This window comes from Bradyrhizobium sp. UFLA06-06 (genome assembly GCF_054820065.1).
Map to the genome: position 1 here is coordinate 1 of NZ_JADFUD010000037.1, position 18,096 is coordinate 18,096.

Genomic DNA, 18,096 nt, shown 5'->3' on the forward strand with positions numbered 1-18,096 from the left:
TCGACGCCTTCACCTCCGAGGAATGTGCCAACTACCTCAAAAATTCAGGCTATCGAACTTAATGCCATCACGCTTTAATCGCGGGCGGCATCGGCATTACGCCACTGATCGGGGCAGCTTTGGCGTTGGCGCGCCGCGATGCCGACTTCACTCTGCATTATGCCGTTACTTCTCGTGAGCAAGCCATCTATTTGGATGTTCTCGCTCCCCTGCTGAACAAGCGGCTTATTGTCCATGCGGGCAACGAAGGGCGCAGGCTCAATTTGGATGACTTGTTCGCTTCGCTGCCGCGCGACGCCTTGACCCTCTTGTGCGGTCCGATCCGGATGCTCGATGCCGCGCGCCGGGCCTGGACTGGTGCAGGACGCGCACTATCCGACCTACGTTACGAGACCTTCGGTTCGAGCGGCTCACTGCCGACCGAGGGGTTTCGGGTGCGCCTTGCAGATCAGGCCATTGAGATCGAGATTCCGCGCGATCGCTCGTTGCTGGACGTGCTCAATGGGGCCGGTTACGAGGTGATTTCGGATTGCCGGCGCGGCGAGTGCGGCGTCTGCGCCATCGATCTCGTCAAAATCGACGGTGAGCTTGACCACCGCGACGTTTTCTTCAGCGAGCAGCAAAAGCACGCGAACGAAAAGATCTGTGCATGTGTTTCTCGCGCCCGCGGCATGATCACCGTCGATATACTGCACCGACCGGACGCGCTATAGGTTCACTGCGACTCCTTGTTTTAGGTAGCAGATCGTTGCCTCAGAACTCGGCAACTAACGTATGCTTATGGTTTGTTACGTTCACAGAACAGTGGCGCATGATTGCCGGATGGCGGTCCGCGGCCCGTCTTTCTCCTCGACAAGGCGAAAGTTGAGCACGGAATGAACTCCGAGAGCCGGTCTCGTCCATTCTCGCAATGGGGCTGTGACGGGAGTTCTGCGCTTATACACGCCGGCCCTTGAGCGACACCAACAAACAACCAACATGTCGAAGCAGCATCCACGTCAGGATTTGCATCGAGACATTGCGGATGCGCATCTCGGGCGGCCGCTCTGCCGTCTCATTCTGCCGTCGCTGTCTGCTTGAGAACAAAGATGCCGGAAACTTGACAGCGCGTTAGGTTCACCCCGCAGTATCTCTGGCAGTTATGCGCGTTTTTCTCACGCTGGACACAGAGCCCACCACATTTCGCAAGCGGCACGGGGATTGCTGGATGGCGAGCTGAGAAGCGGCCGCCGTCAGGCCGGTCGAAGCTGCCCTGTCACAGGAGTTTCCGATGAGCCTTGCGATTCTGCATTTGCTCGCAGAAACGACGCGATCGCTGCGCCGGTATGGCGACGTGCTCTCGCCGGTGGGCTGACGCACATGGATGCCCTTTCGCCAGAAATCTGGCAATCCGTTGCGCTCACGGTCGAGCTCGCCAGCGTGACGACAATGATCCTGCTGGTGATTGGCGCGCCGCTCGCGTGGTGGTTGGCACGGTCAAAAACGGTTTTGAGCGAGGCGGTGGCGACAATGGTCGCGCTGCCGCTTGTGCTGCCACCCACGGCGCTCGGTTTCTGCGTACTCGTCCTGCTCGGCCCGAACGGACCAGGTGGGCTTCTCGCCTCTTTCTGGGGCGAGCACACGCTCGCCTTTACCTTTGCGGGAATCGTGGTCGGATCGGTCCTCTCGGCGCTCCCTTTGGTGGTGCAGCCTATCCGTAGCGCCTTTGTTGCGATGGGTAACCACCCGCAGGAAGTTGTGGCGAGTCAGCGCGTTTCTGCGTTGTTCGCCTTCATTACCGTCGGCCTGCCGCTGGCACGGCTGGAGTTCCTCAAGGCTGGTTTGGTTGGCTTTGCTCATACGATCGGCACATTCGGTGTCGTGATGATGATCGGAGGCAACATTCCCGGGCGCACCAAAGTGTTGTCAGCTTATGTCATTGACTACGTCCAAGCATCGCGCTGGCGCGAGGCAGGTTGGGTTGCCGGCGGTATGGTAATGTTCGCCTTTGCGGTCATGTTCACTTTGACTCTCATCGACAAACGATGTGCCAGGAGAGGCACGTGAGGGGCAGGCGCACTAAGCCGGATCGAAGCATCTTCGGCGTACTGGCCAAGCTGGCCGGTCATAACCGAGCAGCAGTATTGCAAGTCAGATCCGTCCATTCTTAACGAGGACACAATGAATAAGCTCGTTGCAGCCGCGGCGGCCGCTGGTATCAGCTTCAATTCAGCACACTCCGCGCCTTTGCCCGAGGCGAGGGCCGATGACGTCGGAGTTTCCAAGCAGCGCCTTGCCAAACTGGACGAGTTCTTTGCTAGCGAGATCGCAGCCAAGCGCGTGCCGGGCGCAGTGGTTGCAATCGCCAGAGACGGCAAGCTCATTCACTACAAGGCGTACGGGCAACTCGATCCTGAAAAAGGAACCTCGATGAGGCTCGATGCGATGTTCGCGCTCGCGTCTATGACCAAACCGATGGTGGCGGTTGCTGGGCTTACCCTCATGGAACAAGGTCGCCTGCCTCTGAGGGCCAGACTTACGGATTACTATCCCGAATTTGCAAACATGAAAGTGGGAGTATCGCAGCCTGACGGTTCGTTAAAATTCGAAGCGCAGAGTTCCCCGATCTACGTCCACGACCTTTATCGCCACACATCAGGTCTCACCTATGGCGCGCCGCCGGACAGCTCAGACCAAGTGGCGCGTCTCTATCCGGATTTCGCAGCGCCACCGGTCAAGGGCGATAAGAAGGCTTTCATCGAAGGCATTACCAAGCTGCCGTTGGCGCACCAACCGGGAACGGAATTCGAATACGGCTTCTCGACCGACGTGCTTGGCGCTGTCGTGGAACAGGTTAGCGAGCAGCCACTAGGCGAGTATCTTTCCAGCAACCTGTGGAAGCCGATCGGAATGCTGGATGCCACTTTCCATTTGTCGGGATCGCAACGCGAGCGGCTCGCGCGTCCATTTAAAGACGACCCACTGACGGGAAAGCCACAGGGCATCGAGCTCCTCGAAAGTCCGACGAAGTTTGACTGCGGGGGAGCCTGTGCATTCGCGACAGTTGGTGATTATGTTCGCTTTGGGCAAATGCTGCTAAACGGCGGGGAACTCGATGGCCAGCGCATTCTCGGTCCCAGGACGGTGCATCACATGATCTCCAACCACCTTGGGCCAGAGATCAAAAACAAGGTCGCTAATGTGGAGCCGCACCGTGCCGGCTTTGGGTTCGGGCTCGGAGTGGCTGTACGCATAAGCGAGGGTCTCTCGGCCGTTCCAGGCAATCCAGGTGAGTTCACCTGGACCGGCGCTTACGGAACACAATTTTTCTGTGATCCAAAGGAGCGCCTGGTCGTGGTGGTTGGAACGGCTGCGCCCGGAGAGATCCGCAAGTACTACCGCGAGCAAGTCCAGAATATCGTCTATGCCGGCATAGTTCGCTAGCTCGCTTGCCGCCGGCAAAGCGCGATGAACAGATTGGATGATCAGCAAGTGATGTTTGCTGCTGCGGATCGACGTCAAACTAAAAATACCACACCGTCGTCTGCTATCCGCGTTGCGCGAATCGGACCCAGTACATGGAAACGGCGAGATCGCCTCTGCCATCGCTGCGAAGCTCACCGGAGAAAGGTGTGGTTTCGTGATGCGCCAAGCCATCGCCTCGCTAACGCTTGGCTCGCGCGATGAACGATGAACGTTTCTGGATGAAAGCTCTCAAACGCGCCCAGCCTTGCGCCCGCAATCCCGGCGGGCTTGGTACCGCGCGTCATTGACCCAAGGCAGATTGGATCGATCCGCCCTGAAAGGTGAAGGCGGTGTACTGCGGCGCGGAGGGCTCGCTATCGCGCCGTTCTTGGTCGCCGGTTCGGGTTGTTGGTGACTGCCACTTTGGTGTCGTTGCGCAGTTGCGACGATCGCGGCCTCCATTGCATCTGAGAATGGCGAACAAGTCCCATTGAAATCGGTGAGCAGTGCGGTGCCGCGTGAACTGCGGCAATTGCCGTGTCGGCCGGTGTCGGGACCGTGCTTAAAGAGCGAGTATAACGCATTGGCCGCGAGGGACGAGCCATTGTGCTGCATTGTTGGAGTTCTGACATCGACGGTCAAAACCGGACACCATTGGCACGGTGAGCGCGCTCAGTTGCGCAGCTTGCGCTTAGCTCGCCGATCCCACTGCAAATCACGGAGTGGCGGCTTGGTAACCGTCAGATGTTTGCCGGGCGGTGGCCCATTTTTTGCTGCTGAATGTGAGCAATTCGTCAGGGCCGACGAGAAACTTGGAAGGGGTTCATGAGTGGGGCAACGGAAACCTTCTACAGCGTGATCAGACGCCAAGGTATCACGCGTCGCAGTTTCCACAAGTTTTGCAGTTTGACGGCCTCGAGCTTCGGACTCGGCCCGCTCGCCGCAAGCAGGATTGCCAATGCCCTAGAGACCAAACCGCGTATGCCCGTCATCTGGCTGCACGGGCTCGAGTGTACCTGCTGCTCGGAAAGCTTTATCCGCTCGGCCCATCCGCTAATTAAAGACGTCCTGTTGTCGATGATTTCGCTCGACTACGACGATATGATCATGGCCGCGGCAGGTCACCAGGCTGAAGCCATCCTCGAGGAAGCCCGTCTCAGGTACAAAGGCAGATATGTGCTTGCCGTCGAAGGCAACCCGCCGCTGAATGAGGGGGGCATGTTCTGCATTGACGGCGGCAAGCCGTTCGTCGAGAGGCTCAGGTGGATGGCGGAATCATCCATGGCGGTCATTGCCTGGGGGACCTGCGCATCCTGGGGCTGCGTGCAAGCGGCCAAGCCCAATCCGACCGGCGCTGTACCGATCGATAAGGTGATCACCGACAAGCCGATCGTCAAGGTTCCCGGGTGTCCCCCCATCGCAGAGGTCATGACCGGCCTAGTGACCTTCATCACCACGTTCGGAAGGCTTCCTGAGCTCGATCGCCAAGGACGCCCAAAGATGTTTTATTCCGAGCGCATCCACGACAAGTGCTATCGACGTTCGCATTTCGACGCCGGCCAATTTGTCGAGGCGTGGGACGATGAGTGCGCCCGCAAGGGCTACTGCCTGTACAAGATGGGATGCAAAGGGCCGACCACCTACAATGCCTGTTCTGCCCTTCGCTGGAACGGCGGCGTTTCATTCCCCATTCAATCAGGCCACGGCTGCTTCGGCTGCTCCGAAGACGGCTTTTGGGACAAAGGTTCGTTTTACGATCGGCTCACGACCATCCAGCAGTTCGGCATCGAGAAGAACGCCGATCAGATCGGCATGGCCGCTGCCGGCGCGGTTGGGCTGACCGTCGCCGCACATGCGGCGATCACGGCCGTGAAGCGATTGACCCACAAGCCGGATCGCGCAGTTCGCAAAGATAAGCCGACTTAAAGGGGGCGACGGTGGTGGTCCAGACTCCGAATGGGTTCAACCTCGATCGTTCCGGCAAGCGAATTGTGATCGATCCGCTGACCAGGATCGAGGGCCACCTGCGCGTCGAAGCCAACCTCGATGCGGACAACGTGGTCCGCAATGCGGTCTCGAGCGGGACGATGTGGCGTGGAATCGAAGTCATTCTGCGCGGGCGGGATCCGCGCGACGCCTGGGCGTTCACCGAGCGGATTTGCGGTGTCTGCACCGGCACCCATGCGCTCACCTCGGTGCGTGCCGTTGAAAACGCGCTAGGGATCACCATTCCGGAAAATGCGAACTCGATCCGCAACATCATGCAGCTTTGCCTGCTTGTGCATGATCATCTCGTGCATTTTTATCATCTGCACGCGCTGGATTGGGTCGACGTCATCTCTGCGCTCAAGGCCGATCCCAAGTCCACTTCGGCGCTGGCGCAGTCTATCTCGCCCTGGCCGCTTTCGTCCCCTGGTTATTTCAAGGACCTGCAGATCAGGCTCACCAAATTCTTCGGATCAGGGCAGCCCGGTCCGTTCAAGAACGGCTATTGGGGTCATCCGGCATACAAGCTGCCACCTGAGGTGAACTTGATCACCGTGGCGCATTATTTGGAGGCGCTCGACTTCCAGAAGGAGATCGTCAAGATCCAAGCAGTCTATGGCGGCAAGAACCCGCATCCGAACTGGCTGGTCGGCGGCGTGGCCTGCGCGATCAATATCGATGGAACTGGTGCGGCCGGTGCGATCAATATGGAGCGGCTTAACCTGGTGTCCTCGGTCATCGACCGTTCAATCGAGTTTGTCGAGCAGGTCTACCTGCCCGACATTGCGGCGATCGGCTCGTTCTATAAAGACTGGCTGCATGGCGGCGGACTTTCCAGCAAAAGCGTGATGTCCTACGGCGACATCCCTGAAAACGCTAACGACTGTTCCGCGAAAAGTCTCAAGCTGCCGCGCGGTGTCATTCTTGGCGGCAATCTTGAGGAGATTTTGCCGATCGACCATGGCGATCCCGAGCAGATCCAGGAATTCGTCGCGCATTCATGGTATAAATACCCGAGCGAGTTCAGCGGACTGCATCCCTGGGAGGGCATCACCGAGCCGAACTTTGAGCTGGGGGCAAAGGTCAAAGGCAGCAGAACAGATATCAAGGAGCTCGACGAAGGCGGCAAGTATTCCTGGATCAAAGCGCCGCGCTGGCGCGGCCACGCCGTCGAGGTCGGACCATTGGCGCGATACATCATCGGTTATGCGCAAGGCAAAGCCGAATTCAAGGAGCCGACCAACAGACTGCTCAAGGGGCTCAATCTTCCCCTGAGCGCGCTGTTTTCGACATTTGGCCGTACTGCGACGCGGGCACTCGAATGCCAGTGGGCGGCACATCAGATGCGTTATTTTCAGGACAAGCTGGTCGTCCACATCAAGGCCGGCAATAGCGCGACCGCCAACGTCAGCAAGTGGAAGCCGGAAAGCTGGCCTAACGAGGCCAAGGGCTACGGTTTCACTGAGGCGCCGCGCGGCGCGCTCGGGCACTGGATCAAGATCAAGGACACCAAGATCGACAATTACCAATGTGTCGTGCCGACCACGTGGAACGGGTCTCCTCGCGATTCCAAGGGCAATATTGGCGCCTTTGAAGCTTCGCTGATCGGTACCCCGATCGCGGACCCGCAGCGGCCCCTGGAGATCTTGCGTACGATCCATTCCTTTGATCCGTGCTTGGCCTGCTCAACCCATGTGATCAGTCCTGACGGCCAAGAAATGGCTTCAGTCAATGTTCGGTAGGGACATGGCCGACAAGGCTCCGCAAAACCCTACCGCCGTCGATGCGCCGCCAACTGTTAGCGGCGGCGGCGGTGGCGCCGCTTACGTCTATGAAGCGCCGGTGCGACTGTGGCATTGGGTCAATGCGGCGGCCATTCTGGTGCTGGGCGTAACCGGCTATCTCATTGGAACCGGGACACCGGCGACGCCGGGAGAGGCTAGCGGCAATTTCTTGTTCGGCTATATCCGCTTTGCGCATTTCTCTGCGGGATATGTGCTTGGCGTCGGCTTCCTGCTGCGCATCTACTGGGCCCTGATGGGAAACCCGCATGCCATGCAAATATTTCGCGTGCCGCTCTGGCGCAGCTGCATTTGGCGCGAAGTGTACGATGAGATGCGCTGGTACGCGTTTCTCGCAGTTGAGCCCGACAGGCGCGTCGGGCACAATCGGCTGGCTCAACTTGCGATGTTCTTTATGTTCACGCAGACGATCACGTTCATGATCGTCACAGGCTTTGCACTTTATGGACAGGGTGCGGGCCGTGACAGCTGGCAGTACAAGCTGTTCGGCTGGGTATTTGCAATCTGGCCTAACAGTCAGGACGTCCATACGTGGCATCATCTCGGGCTGTGGATCGTCGTGACCTTTGCGCTGGTTCACATCTACGCGGTGATCCGGGAAGACATCATGTCGGGGCGGAGCATCTCCTCGATGATTTCGGGTCAGCGTCAGTTCCGCGATTGACTGGGAAGCGGATGCTGACTCCGGAGAGCAAGAAAAGGATCCTGGTGCTCGGCATCGGCAATATCCTATGGGCCGACGAGGGATTCGGCGTGCGAGTGGTAGAGGAGTTTCATCGTCGCTACACCATCGATGACAACGTCTCCATCCTCGATGGTGGCACGCAGGGGCTCTACCTTGTCAGCTTCCTTGAGCAGGCCGATTGCCTGATCGTGTTCGATGCCATCGACTATGGACTTTCGCCCGGGAAGTTGATGCTTGTGCGGAATGACGAGGTGCCGAAATTTACCGCTGCCAAGAAGCTGAGTCTGCATCAGACCGGCTTTCAAGAGGTCTTGAGTGCAGCCGACCTGCTTGACCGCTGCCCGCGAGAGCTCGCTCTGATCGGCTGTCAGCCGCTGGACCTGGAGCGTTGGGGCGGTCCGCTGACTGCACCGGTGCGCTTTCAGATCGCGCCCGCGATTGAACTGGCTTGCAAACTGCTGGCCCAGTGGGGCTCGCCGGCGAAACTGCGGGCTTCGCCGCTGCCTGTATCAGAACGGCTGTTGGGGAACAATATCGACCATGTCAATTATGAAAGGGAGCGGCCGATCTAGCGGCCCGCGGCTATTCATGTGCCTTGGCTTACCAATGACGATTGTTGAGACCGACGGCATCACGGCGCTATGCGAGTATGGCGATGAACAGCGGCGTGTCTCAGTCATGCTGCTCTCCGGCGCGTCGGTCGGCGCCAAGGTCCTCGTCCATATCGACACAGCGGTGCGGCTCTTGGAGGAGGACGAAGCAAGGCGGATCTCGGAAGCACTCGACGGGCTCGAGGCCGGCCTCAGTGGCGAGGACTGCGATCGCTTCTTTGCGGATTTGATCGGTCGTGAGCCGCAATTGCCCGACCACCTGCGGTAGCGGCGCCGCGCACAGACATCGCGCTACCGCGCCTTGCTCGCAAATCGAATCTGCATCGTAGGCAACCTATGCACAGCAGATGTCAAGCGCTTACACCTGCTGATCCGGGCGCGCACGCGATTGCAGCGAGACGATGGATTGGCATGTGCCTTGCTAATAGCTCGCCGAGCAGAACCAAAGATTATCGGAAAGGCGTCTGATGAAATTCCAGCCGGCGCAGCATGATTTGGCGCGGCCCGCTCTGTCCGAGGTAGCGAGAGCGAACGCCGGTGCACATCTGACCGCGCAGGATCCCGGGAGTTGGGGCGTGGAGCTGCTGTCGGCAGCGGGTCCCGTAAATTCGCTGTGGGCCAACCACGTCGCAAACGCGCTTTCTGAACAGATCAAGGCGCACCGGCGGCCCATGCAAGGGGGCGCAACCGCGCGCGGCGCCGGTAGCGAGCTGGGTGGGCGGCTCGGCCTGCGTGGCCCGCCGACGCAGATCGAGTGCCATCAGCGCGGCACACTGCGCCGGGTCGGCAAGAGCCAGATCCGTTTGGTCAAGGTCGACCGCATCTCGGCACCGATCGTCGGACCACACGCCGGCGGCGACTGCACCGCCGATAGCATTGCCTCTCGGCGAGCCCCACGGAACTTCGCATCATGAAAACGGCGGCGCGTATTCGATACGAAGCCGCCGCTGCGGCGGTGGGCGGGTTTCCCGTGAATGCGGATAGTCGCGACATCGTCCATAGCGAGCCAACGGCTGTGGCGACGCTGGCCAGGCGCGCTTGGCGCGATGCCGACGAGCTTGCAAAAAACTGTCCGAATGCCATCACGCTGCTATCGAACACAGCTGCCGCCGCTCGTGGCCAGAAGAGTAGCGCACGCACGCAACTGTACAGGCTTTCGAATCTCAGTGATCTCGAGCGCAACCTGATTGCCGAAGTGCTTGGGGAAGGCGAGGTCGCCGGCGTCGTTGCGCTGCCAGATGGCTCTCAGGCGGGAATCCAGGAGTCCGTACTTGCGGGAATCTGGCGCGTGCGCATCGGGACGGATCCGGCACACGAATATGTTGAAGTCGGGGCGATCCCGCAGATCGTGCAGCGCGCCGCAACGGACCTGGCGTCGACCGATCTGGCGATCGGCACCGCGCCGGATGGGGCGATGAACGTGCTGCCGGTGCTCGCCGAAACACGCGAGCGGGCCCGCGCCTGGCGGCCTGGCATGCGCACGCATGTCATCAATCTCACGCTTTTGCCGATGAACGACATCGACCTGGCGTTTCTCCAGCAGAGCGTGGGCAATGGTCCGGTCCAGCTCATCTTTCGCGGCTACGGCGCATGCCGAGTGCAGGCGACTGCGATACGGAATGTGTGGTCGGTGCAGTTCTTCAATTCTATCGACAACATCATCCTGGATACGCTTGAGATCGGCGGCGTGCCGATTGTTGCGTTGGCTGCCGACGAGGATTTCGAGGATTCCGCCGAACGCCTGCAGGAAATCATGAAGGCTTACGTCACGTGAAGAACTTGGAGAATATCTGGCATTCGGCTGGCTCTCACGGATGGCGCCCGCGTCCAACGTGGCATTGGCTGGATCGTGTACAACTGACAAGAGAGCGATGGCGACACAGACTTCTGCGCGAGTGCGTTGCGTTCCAAAAACTGAAAGCGTCTTCGGCTTTCGCACGTCGATGTCCGGCTTCGGGTCGGTTGAAAATGATGCTTGAGCGCGAACAGGACCTTCGCAGGAGCAAGAACCCCGATGTGTCGGCACCTGAGGAGATGCTCGTAGCAGCCGACTGCGATATCGCCGGTCGAGCCGTGCGCACGCGACCGACCTTGAACGATCCGTGTTCAGGGTCCAAGCGATCGGGGTTTCGCACGTGCAGAGGGCAGGGCCCGTTAGCATGATGGGCGCGCCTTGGGCCATGAAGTTGGTCGCCTTCTTGCGCAAGAGCAACCGCCAACGGCATGCTGGACCGAAATCGAACCTGCGCTTGCGAGTTCGATTCCGCAACATTGAGCTTGGTGGCAGCGAAATCGCATCATTGGGCTCGATTGCCTGTTGCTCCCTGCTTTCGGCGATCTCACGCAACGACATGGGTGGCGCCCGCGCCGAAGCAGCGGTCCTTGCCACGATGTGGCCGCCCAACCGCCGAGCGCTAAATCATACCGAAGCGCCACGTCTCTGTCCGATCGACCGCCGGCATTTCTTGCGCGAGATGATGACGGAGCGGTGCGCATGAGCCTCGTCGCTCGCAACAAAATCGATGTCACCATATCGCTTGCTGCCGACGTCATCGCCGCGGTCGAGATCCTGCCGCGAGCCCGGCCGCCACTGGCACGGCTGTTCGCCGGCAAACCGGCCTCGGCGTTGCTCAAGGCGCTGCCGCATCTCTTCCCAGTATGTGCCGCTGCGCAACAAACCGCATTGCTGTCCGCGATCGAGGCGGCACGTGACGAAAAGATCATCCTCGCGACGACACAGCGTCGTATGCTCTTGGTCGTTGCCGAGCGCATCTCAGAATTGCTGCGGGGCCTCTTGGTCGGGTTTCCTACGCCGAATGTCAGTGCGGCGGCGATCCGGTCCCTCATACGAGGACTGTCAATGCTTGTGGGCGGCGCACGGCCAGCACGCGGCTCTATTCGGCGTGAGGCTATAGCGCAGATTGTGGCTTCGCTCGCGGCACTCGGCATGCCGGATGAAGATGGCGCGCCGAGGCCCGGTAGCCCGTTCGCGCTTTGCATTGCAGCGCTTGACGAAGTCGACCTGAGGTCCATCTCGATCGCGCACTCGTTCCTGTCCGTTGCCGACGACCGCAACATCACTGAACGGCTGCTCGGCGATGACCCGACATTTTGCCATTGTCCCGATCTTGGTGGGCATGCGCCCGAGACGGGTCCATGGGCGCGCCAAATGACGCGTGATCGGCTCTGGCTGGGTCGGTCGGGTGCGGTCGCGCGGCTGAAGGCCAGAATTGCAGAAATCCGGCAGCTATGCGATTGGCTCAAGTCCGGTGCTCATATCGAATCGGCCGAGCCTGGGATCATCGAAAGCTACAGGTTAGGTCCTGGACGAGGAGCGGCCGCGATCGAATGCGCCAGGGGCCGGCTCTATCACGCGGTCGAGCTTGATCCTCAGGGCCAGATATCCCGCTTCGAATGTCTTGCGCCGACGGAATGGAATTTCCATTGGCGCGGACCACTTGTCCGGAATCTGCAGGGCGCGGGGCTGACGACGAGACGACATCAGAAAGCGGTTCGTGCGGTGATTGAATCGCTTGATCCCTGCGTCGGATTCACACTCAAGTTTCGCAAAGTTGACGATGCATGAAATGGCGCTTTGTCAAAGCATCGTCGAAATCGTCGAGGAGGAGGCGCATCGCCGATCGTTTTCCCAGGTGCGGAGCGTCTGTCTGGAGATCGGGGCGTTGAGCCATGTTGCGCCTGAAGCGATCAGGTTCTGCTTTGCTGTCGTTGCAACGCGGACCATTGCCGAGGGCGCGGCTGTTAGAATCATCGAATGTCCCGGCGTGGCCTGGTGCATGACCTGTTCGAAGAGCATCGAGATTGCACGGCGCGATGAGTGCTGTCCATGCTGCGGCAGCTATCAGTTGCAGGTAACAGCAGGCGAGGAGATGCGAGTGAAAGAGCTGGAGATCGATTGATGTGTAGCGTATGCGGCTGCAGCGGACAGGCGTCTTCAACTGAACGCGCCGAAGTGCATGATGCGCAAGGTCGCGTTCGCGGCCGTCCCGATGTGCAGGACAATTGCGATCGCCATGAGGTGCATCTGCATGGCGACCAGGGCCTGCAGCATTCACACCATGCCGGCCATGGCCATGATCACCCTCATCATCTTGGCCATCATCAGGCGCATGATGGGCAGGCGTTTGTGAGCCGCGGCGCCGACCCGGCTGCATTGAAGGTCGCGGGTAAGAGCTGCGAGCATATCATTCAGGTCGGGCGCGACATCCTTGGCAAGAATAACAGGATCGCGGCGGAAAACCGCGCCCTCTTCATGGCCCACGAACTGCTCGTATTTAATCTTATGTCCAGTCCTGGTGCAGGCAAGACCTCGCTGTTGGTCCGCGCCGTGTCCGAGCTCAAGCGCAGCTGGACGATCGGGGTCATCGAGGGCGATCAGCAGACCTCGAACGATGCCGAACGCATTCGCTCGGCCGGCGTGCCAGCTATTCAAGTCAATACCGGCAAGTGTTGTCATCTCGATGCTGCCATGATTGGTGAGGCCTATCGCCGCTTGCCGCCGCTCACGCGCGGTATTCTCTTCATCGAGAACGTCGGCAATCTGGTCTGTCCCGCTGCCTTCGATCTAGGCGAGGCCTGCAAGATCGTGGTGTTGTCGACCACCGAAGGCGAAGACAAGCCGCTCAAATATCCGGATATGTTTGCCGCTTCTTCGCTCATGCTGATCAACAAGATTGATCTGGCATCGCTGCTTGAGTTCGATTTGGGCAGGACCGTCGAATACGCAAGACGCGTCAATCCCAAGATCGAAGTGCTCACGGTCTCGGCGCGGACCGGCGAGGGTTTTGGCTCACTCTACGGTTGGATCGATGAGCAGGTAGCGCATCAAAGGCGCGCCTTGGAGGACACCAGGCGATGAGCGCCGCCGCCATCTGCGACCGAACACGGCTGCGCGTGCGCGTGAGCGGGGCCGTGCAAGGAGTCGGCTTTCGCCCCTACGTCTATGGCCTTGCCAGGCGATACGGATTGGCGGGATTCGTCGTCAATGGCCCCGAGGGCGTCACAATCGAAGTCGAGGGTAACCGGGCGTCCGAGTTTGTCGCTGCTTTGCCGCTCGAGCCGCCTCCACTTGCACGTATCGACCACATCTGCGTTCAGCGGACCGGGGCGCTCGCGGCACAAGATTTTTCGATTCACACGAGCGAAGGCGGCAGGTTGTCAACTCGGATCGTTGCCGATGCCGCGACCTGCCGGCAATGCCTGGGCGAGCTATTCGATCCAGAAAATCGCCATTACCTTTATCCCTTCGTCAGCTGCTCCCATTGCGGCCCGCGCTACACGATCGCCGAACAGCTTCCGTATGATCGCCGCAACACGGTCATGAAGGCTTTCAGGCTGTGTGCCGCCTGCGCGGCCGAATATGCCGATCCAGCGAGCCGCAGGTTTCGCGCGGAGGCGATCGCGTGTCCGATATGCGGTCCTCGGCTTAGCCATGGGGTCAACGCCATTGCTGCGGCGATTGCCGGCGGCCAAATCGTGGCAATAAAGGGGCTCGGCGGGTATCAGCTGCTTTGCGATGCGCGCAACCAGGACGCCGTGCAGCGTTTGCGCAGCAGAAAGCAGCGCCCCCAGAAGCCGTTCGCGGTCATGGTCGGTTCCATAGAGCGTGTCAACGAAATCGCGGAAGCGAACGCGGCAGAGCTTGCGCTGCTCGAATCCGTAGCACGTCCCATCGTGCTTTTAACTTCGCGCAATGATTTGGCGCCCGCGACGGCTCCTGGCTTATCGCGCGTAGGTGTCATGTTGCCGGTAGCGCCACTGCATCACCTCATCTTTCATGCGCTTCACTCGACAGGAACATGGCTTGCGGGGGCAGCCCCGGTCATCGTCGCAACCAGCGCCAATTCTTGCGGCGAACCGCTCGTGATCGACAACGCGCAGGCGCTGCGGCGGCTCAAGGGGATTGCCGACCTTGTCGTGACCCATGATCGAGATATCCTGACGCGCGCCGATGACACCGTGCTGTCGGTGGTGGCCAGCCGGCCTCAGTTCGTTCGCCGGGCACGTGGCTATGTTCCCGAACCGATCCGGCTTGCGAGGTCTGTGCCGGTCGTGCTCGCCGTCGGCGGCGCCCTGAAGTCAACCGTCACCATCACGCGGGGCAACGAAGCCTTCGTCTCCCAGCATATTGGCGATCTTGATACGGCCGAAGGGATCTGTGTGTTCGAGCAGACGATCCACCACCTCACATCGACCCTTGATGTGGAGCCTGTCGTCATTGCCCATGATATGCATCCCGATATGGCGTCGACCCGGTTTGCGCAAGCAAGCGGCCGGGCGCTTGTCGCCGTCCAGCATCACCACGCCCACGCTGCCGCTGTCATCGCTGAGCACGGGCACGCCGGACCTGCGCTTGCCTTGGTGCTCGACGGCCATGGCTTCGGTTCCGACGGCGGTAACTGGGGTGGCGAGCTATTATTGTGCGAAGGAACGAGGTTTCGACGCATCGGGCATCTCGCGCCCCTGCAAATGCCTGGCGGCGATCGCGCAGCCCGCGAGCCGTGGCGTATGGCAAGCGCAGTATTGCAGGCGCTCGGCCGGGGTCATGAAATCGCGCCTCGCTTTGCTGCGCAGCGGCAGGCTGGGCGTGTGTCAGCATTGCTCGATCAAGCGGGCGGAGCCACGACGACCAGCGCGGGCCGGTTATTCGATGCCGCGGCGGCGCTGCTGGGGGTTGCAAGTTTGCAGAGTTATGAGGGCGAGGCCGCGATGAAGCTCGAGGCGTTGGTACGGCGGACTGCAATTCTCGAAGCGGGCTGGACCATCGACCGCGACGTGCTGTCGCTTCGCCCGCTGTTTTCGCGGTTGATTGCAGACAACATCGACACCGCGGACGGAGCCGGGCTGTTTCATGGCACCTTTGCCGTCGCCTGCATCGACTGGGTCAGGCGCGCTGCGCGGAGAACCGGCGTCAATACCATCGTTCTAAGCGGCGGCTGTTTTCTGAACGCGGTGCTGGCGGATGAAATTGAGCGCGGTTGCTGCAGCGCAGGCCTCAACCCGCTGGTGCCACGGAAACTGCCGCCCAACGATGGTGGTTTGAGCCTTGGTCAGGCCTGGGTTGCCGCTCTGCAGACTGCCGAACAGTCGTCAGCCCTGGAAGGAGCAACCTGATATGTGTCTTTCGGTCCCGGCAAAGATTTCGAAAATTCTTCCCGACGATATGGCGATCGTGTCCATCGATGGGGTTAGCTTGGAAATATCGATCGCTCTCGTCGAGGAGCTCGATGTCGGCGACAACGTTCTTGTCCATGTCGGCTACGCGCTATCCAAGATCGACCCGACAGAAGCCAAGCGCACGTTGGAGCTCCTGCAGGAACTAGGCAGTGCAGGGCGGGAACCCCGATCATGAAATATGCCGATGAATTTCGTGACAAGACCATCGCACAGGGGCTCGCGCGGGCGATTGGCGCCGAAGCCGGTCCGCGACGGGCTTACCGGTTCATGGAATTCTGCGGCGGGCACACTCATGCGATCTCCCGCTACGGCCTCGAGGATTTGTTGCCTGCGAATGTTCGCATGATCCACGGGCCCGGTTGTCCAGTCTGCGTTCTGCCCGCGAGCCGGATCGACATGGCGGTCCGGCTCGCCGAGCGTCCGGAGGTCACTCTGTGCGTGTATGGCGACCTGATGCGCGCGCCCGGGTCGCAGGGGCAGTCCCTGATGCGCGCCAAAGCGCTCGGCGCAGACATTCGGATGGTCTATTCGACGCTCGACGCTATCCGGCTCGCCGAACAGGTGCCAACCAGGGAGGTGGTCTTCTTTGCCATCGGATTTGAGACCACGACGCCCCCGACGGCGGTGATGGTCCGGATTGCCGAAAAGAAGCGGCTGAGGGGCCTCAGCGTGTTCTGCAACCACGTGCTTACGCCCTCTGCGATGCACAGCATTCTCGAGAACCCGAAGATGCGCAACATCGGTGGGGTCGCAATCGATGGCTTCGTCGGTCCTGCACATGTCAGTACGATCATCGGTACGCAGCCTTACGAGCCCCTAGTGGAACAATTCGGTAAGCCGATCGTCATCGCGGGATTTGAACCGCTCGACGTGATGCAGGCAATCCTGATGCTGGTGCGGCAGGTGAACGAAGGCCGCTACGAGGTGGAGAACCAATACAGCCGTGCGGTGACGCGCCAAGGCAATCGTCGCGCCAAGGACGAGGTCTCGCAGGTATTCGAACTGCGTGAACAGTTCGAGTGGCGAGGGCTTGGGCTCGTCCCCAACAGCGGACTGAAGCTGAAGCGGGCTTATGCCGGATTTGATGCCGAGGCGCGCTTTGCGATGCACGAACTGCGTGTCGCCGACAATCCGGCATGCGAGTGCTGCGCGATCCTGCGCGGCGCCAAGCGGCCGGTTGACTGCAAGCTGTTTGGAACCGTCTGCACGCCGGAAACACCCGTTGGGTCCTGCATGGTTTCCTCGGAAGGCGCCTGTGCTGCGTATTGGACCTACGGCCGAGTTCGCGATGATCAGGTGAGGCGGTTGTCATGAGCGTCAAGGATTATCATGGCAAGCTCGACGTCGAGAACGGACGTGTTGATCTTTCCCACGGATCTGGGGGGCGCGCCATGGCACAATTGATCTCCGGCCTTTTTCACCAAGCCTTCGGTAATGAATGGCTCGCCCGCTGCAATGATCAGTCGGCGTTTGAGGTTGCGGCAGGCAGGATGGTGATGACGACCGACGGCTATGTGGTCTCGCCACTGTTTTTTCCTGGCGGCAATATCGGGTCATTGGCTGTGCACGGCACGATCAATGATGTCGTGATGGCCGGCGCGCGTCCGCTCTATCTGTCAGCTAGCTTCATCATCGAGGAGGGTTTTCGGTTTTCGGATCTAAGGACGATTGCGCAGTCGATGGGCGCGGCGGCGCGCGGTGCCGGCGTTTACATCATCACTGGGGATACCAAGGTCGTCGAGCGCGGCAAGGCGGATGGGTTGTTCATCTCTACGACCGGGATCGGGGTTCTGGCCGATGGGCTCGATCTGTCCGCCGACAAAGCAAGGATCGGGGACCGTGTGCTGGTGTCGGGCAGCCTTGGCGATCATGGGGTGGCGATCATGTCAACGCGCCAGAACGCCGCTCTTCAAGTTGAGATCGTCTCGGATTCCGCATCGCTGCATGACTTGGTGGCCGTCATGGTGGCGGCTGGCGGGCGCGGCATCCACGTGATGCGTGACCCCACGCGCGGCGGTCTTGCCGCCACCCTCAACGAGATTGCGCATCAATCTGGCCTCGGGTTCCGTCTGCAGGAAGCGGCCATTCCGGTAAAGCCCGCTGTTGCGGCAACCTGCGAACTCCTTGGGCTTGATCCGATCCATGTCGCTAATGAGGGCAAGCTCGTTGCGATCGTCGCGCCTGGTGTAGCTGATGCCGTGCTTGCGGCCATGAAGGGGCATCCGCTCGGATGCGATGCAGCCGATATTGGCGAGGCCGTAGCTGACGATCACAAATTTGTGCAAGTGGCGACCAGTTTTGGCGGCGGAAGAATTGTCGATTGGTTGTCAGGCGAACAATTGCCTCGGATCTGTTGAACACGCCACGCGCA

General features: G+C 60.2%; 17 protein-coding genes and 1 pseudogene. All 18 read left to right on the forward strand.

Annotated elements, in window-relative coordinates; genetic code table 11:
* Nucleotides 1-65 precede the first annotated feature (65 nt).
* Nucleotides 66-713, forward strand: a pseudogene (locus IF803_RS27170) (flavin reductase family protein); the annotation flags it as partial.
* Nucleotides 714-1,359: 646 nt separating this feature from the next.
* On the forward strand, nucleotides 1,360-2,046 hold the full coding sequence (locus IF803_RS27175; protein ID WP_016846835.1) for a molybdate ABC transporter permease subunit: 687 nt from the start codon (nucleotides 1,360-1,362) through the stop codon (nucleotides 2,044-2,046).
* 114 nt (nucleotides 2,047-2,160) lie between these two features.
* The gene (locus IF803_RS27180; protein WP_016846836.1) at nucleotides 2,161-3,423 is read left to right on the forward strand and encodes a serine hydrolase domain-containing protein; all 1,263 of its coding nucleotides are present in this window, start codon (nucleotides 2,161-2,163) and stop codon (nucleotides 3,421-3,423) included.
* 846 nt (nucleotides 3,424-4,269) lie between these two features.
* Nucleotides 4,270-5,370, forward strand: a complete 1,101-nt coding sequence (locus tag IF803_RS27185; RefSeq protein WP_028344289.1) for a hydrogenase small subunit — start codon at nucleotides 4,270-4,272, stop codon at nucleotides 5,368-5,370.
* 11 nt (nucleotides 5,371-5,381) lie between these two features.
* The gene (locus IF803_RS27190; protein ID WP_028344288.1) at nucleotides 5,382-7,172 is read left to right on the forward strand and encodes a nickel-dependent hydrogenase large subunit; all 1,791 of its coding nucleotides are present in this window, start codon (nucleotides 5,382-5,384) and stop codon (nucleotides 7,170-7,172) included.
* Between the two features lie 4 nt (nucleotides 7,173-7,176).
* Nucleotides 7,177-7,896 (forward strand): Ni/Fe-hydrogenase, b-type cytochrome subunit, encoded by a 720-nt coding sequence (gene cybH / locus IF803_RS27195; protein WP_016846839.1) that lies wholly within the window; start codon nucleotides 7,177-7,179, stop codon nucleotides 7,894-7,896.
* An 11-nt stretch (nucleotides 7,897-7,907) separates the two neighbouring features.
* Nucleotides 7,908-8,489, forward strand: a complete 582-nt coding sequence (locus tag IF803_RS27200) for a HyaD/HybD family hydrogenase maturation endopeptidase (RefSeq protein ID WP_016846840.1) — start codon at nucleotides 7,908-7,910, stop codon at nucleotides 8,487-8,489.
* A 16-nt stretch (nucleotides 8,490-8,505) separates the two neighbouring features.
* Complete coding sequence (locus IF803_RS27205; protein ID WP_026192295.1) at nucleotides 8,506-8,796, forward strand: HypC/HybG/HupF family hydrogenase formation chaperone; 291 nt, start codon at nucleotides 8,506-8,508, stop codon at nucleotides 8,794-8,796.
* Nucleotides 8,797-8,995: 199 nt separating this feature from the next.
* Complete coding sequence (locus IF803_RS27210; RefSeq protein WP_016846842.1) at nucleotides 8,996-9,442, forward strand: hypothetical protein; 447 nt, start codon at nucleotides 8,996-8,998, stop codon at nucleotides 9,440-9,442.
* Nucleotides 9,439-10,302, forward strand: coding sequence for a hydrogenase expression/formation protein (locus tag IF803_RS27215; RefSeq protein ID WP_016846843.1), 864 nt, complete (start codon nucleotides 9,439-9,441; stop codon nucleotides 10,300-10,302). The genes IF803_RS27210 and IF803_RS27215 overlap by 4 nt, the downstream gene beginning before the upstream one ends.
* Before the next feature lie 328 nt (nucleotides 10,303-10,630).
* A complete protein-coding gene (hybE, locus tag IF803_RS27220; RefSeq protein WP_075968856.1) occupies nucleotides 10,631-11,026 on the forward strand; it encodes a [NiFe]-hydrogenase assembly chaperone HybE in 396 nt (131 codons plus the stop codon).
* Nucleotides 11,023-12,114, forward strand: a complete 1,092-nt coding sequence (locus tag IF803_RS27225) for a nickel-dependent hydrogenase large subunit (RefSeq protein WP_016846845.1) — start codon at nucleotides 11,023-11,025, stop codon at nucleotides 12,112-12,114. Before hybE ends, IF803_RS27225 begins: the two co-directional genes overlap by 4 nt.
* Nucleotides 12,107-12,448 (forward strand): hydrogenase maturation nickel metallochaperone HypA, encoded by a 342-nt coding sequence (gene hypA / locus IF803_RS27230; protein WP_016846846.1) that lies wholly within the window; start codon nucleotides 12,107-12,109, stop codon nucleotides 12,446-12,448. The genes IF803_RS27225 and hypA overlap by 8 nt, the downstream gene beginning before the upstream one ends.
* Nucleotides 12,448-13,407 carry a hydrogenase nickel incorporation protein HypB gene (hypB, locus tag IF803_RS27235; protein ID WP_038376412.1) on the forward strand — a complete coding sequence of 320 codons (960 nt, stop codon included), beginning with the start codon at nucleotides 12,448-12,450 and terminating at the stop codon, nucleotides 13,405-13,407. The genes hypA and hypB overlap by 1 nt, the downstream gene beginning before the upstream one ends.
* Nucleotides 13,404-15,662: a carbamoyltransferase HypF gene (hypF, locus tag IF803_RS27240; protein ID WP_016846850.1), complete on the forward strand. Its 2,259-nt coding sequence runs from the start codon at nucleotides 13,404-13,406 to the stop codon at nucleotides 15,660-15,662. The genes hypB and hypF overlap by 4 nt, the downstream gene beginning before the upstream one ends.
* 1 nt (nucleotide 15,663) lies before the next feature.
* Nucleotides 15,664-15,900, forward strand: coding sequence for a HypC/HybG/HupF family hydrogenase formation chaperone (locus tag IF803_RS27245; RefSeq protein WP_075968855.1), 237 nt, complete (start codon nucleotides 15,664-15,666; stop codon nucleotides 15,898-15,900).
* Nucleotides 15,897-17,039, forward strand: a complete 1,143-nt coding sequence (gene hypD, locus IF803_RS27250) for a hydrogenase formation protein HypD (RefSeq protein ID WP_016846852.1) — start codon at nucleotides 15,897-15,899, stop codon at nucleotides 17,037-17,039. The genes IF803_RS27245 and hypD overlap by 4 nt, the downstream gene beginning before the upstream one ends.
* Nucleotides 17,036-18,082 (forward strand): hydrogenase expression/formation protein HypE, encoded by a 1,047-nt coding sequence (hypE, locus tag IF803_RS27255; protein ID WP_016846853.1) that lies wholly within the window; start codon nucleotides 17,036-17,038, stop codon nucleotides 18,080-18,082. Before hypD ends, hypE begins: the two co-directional genes overlap by 4 nt.
* The last annotated feature ends 14 nt before the right edge of the window (nucleotides 18,083-18,096 follow it).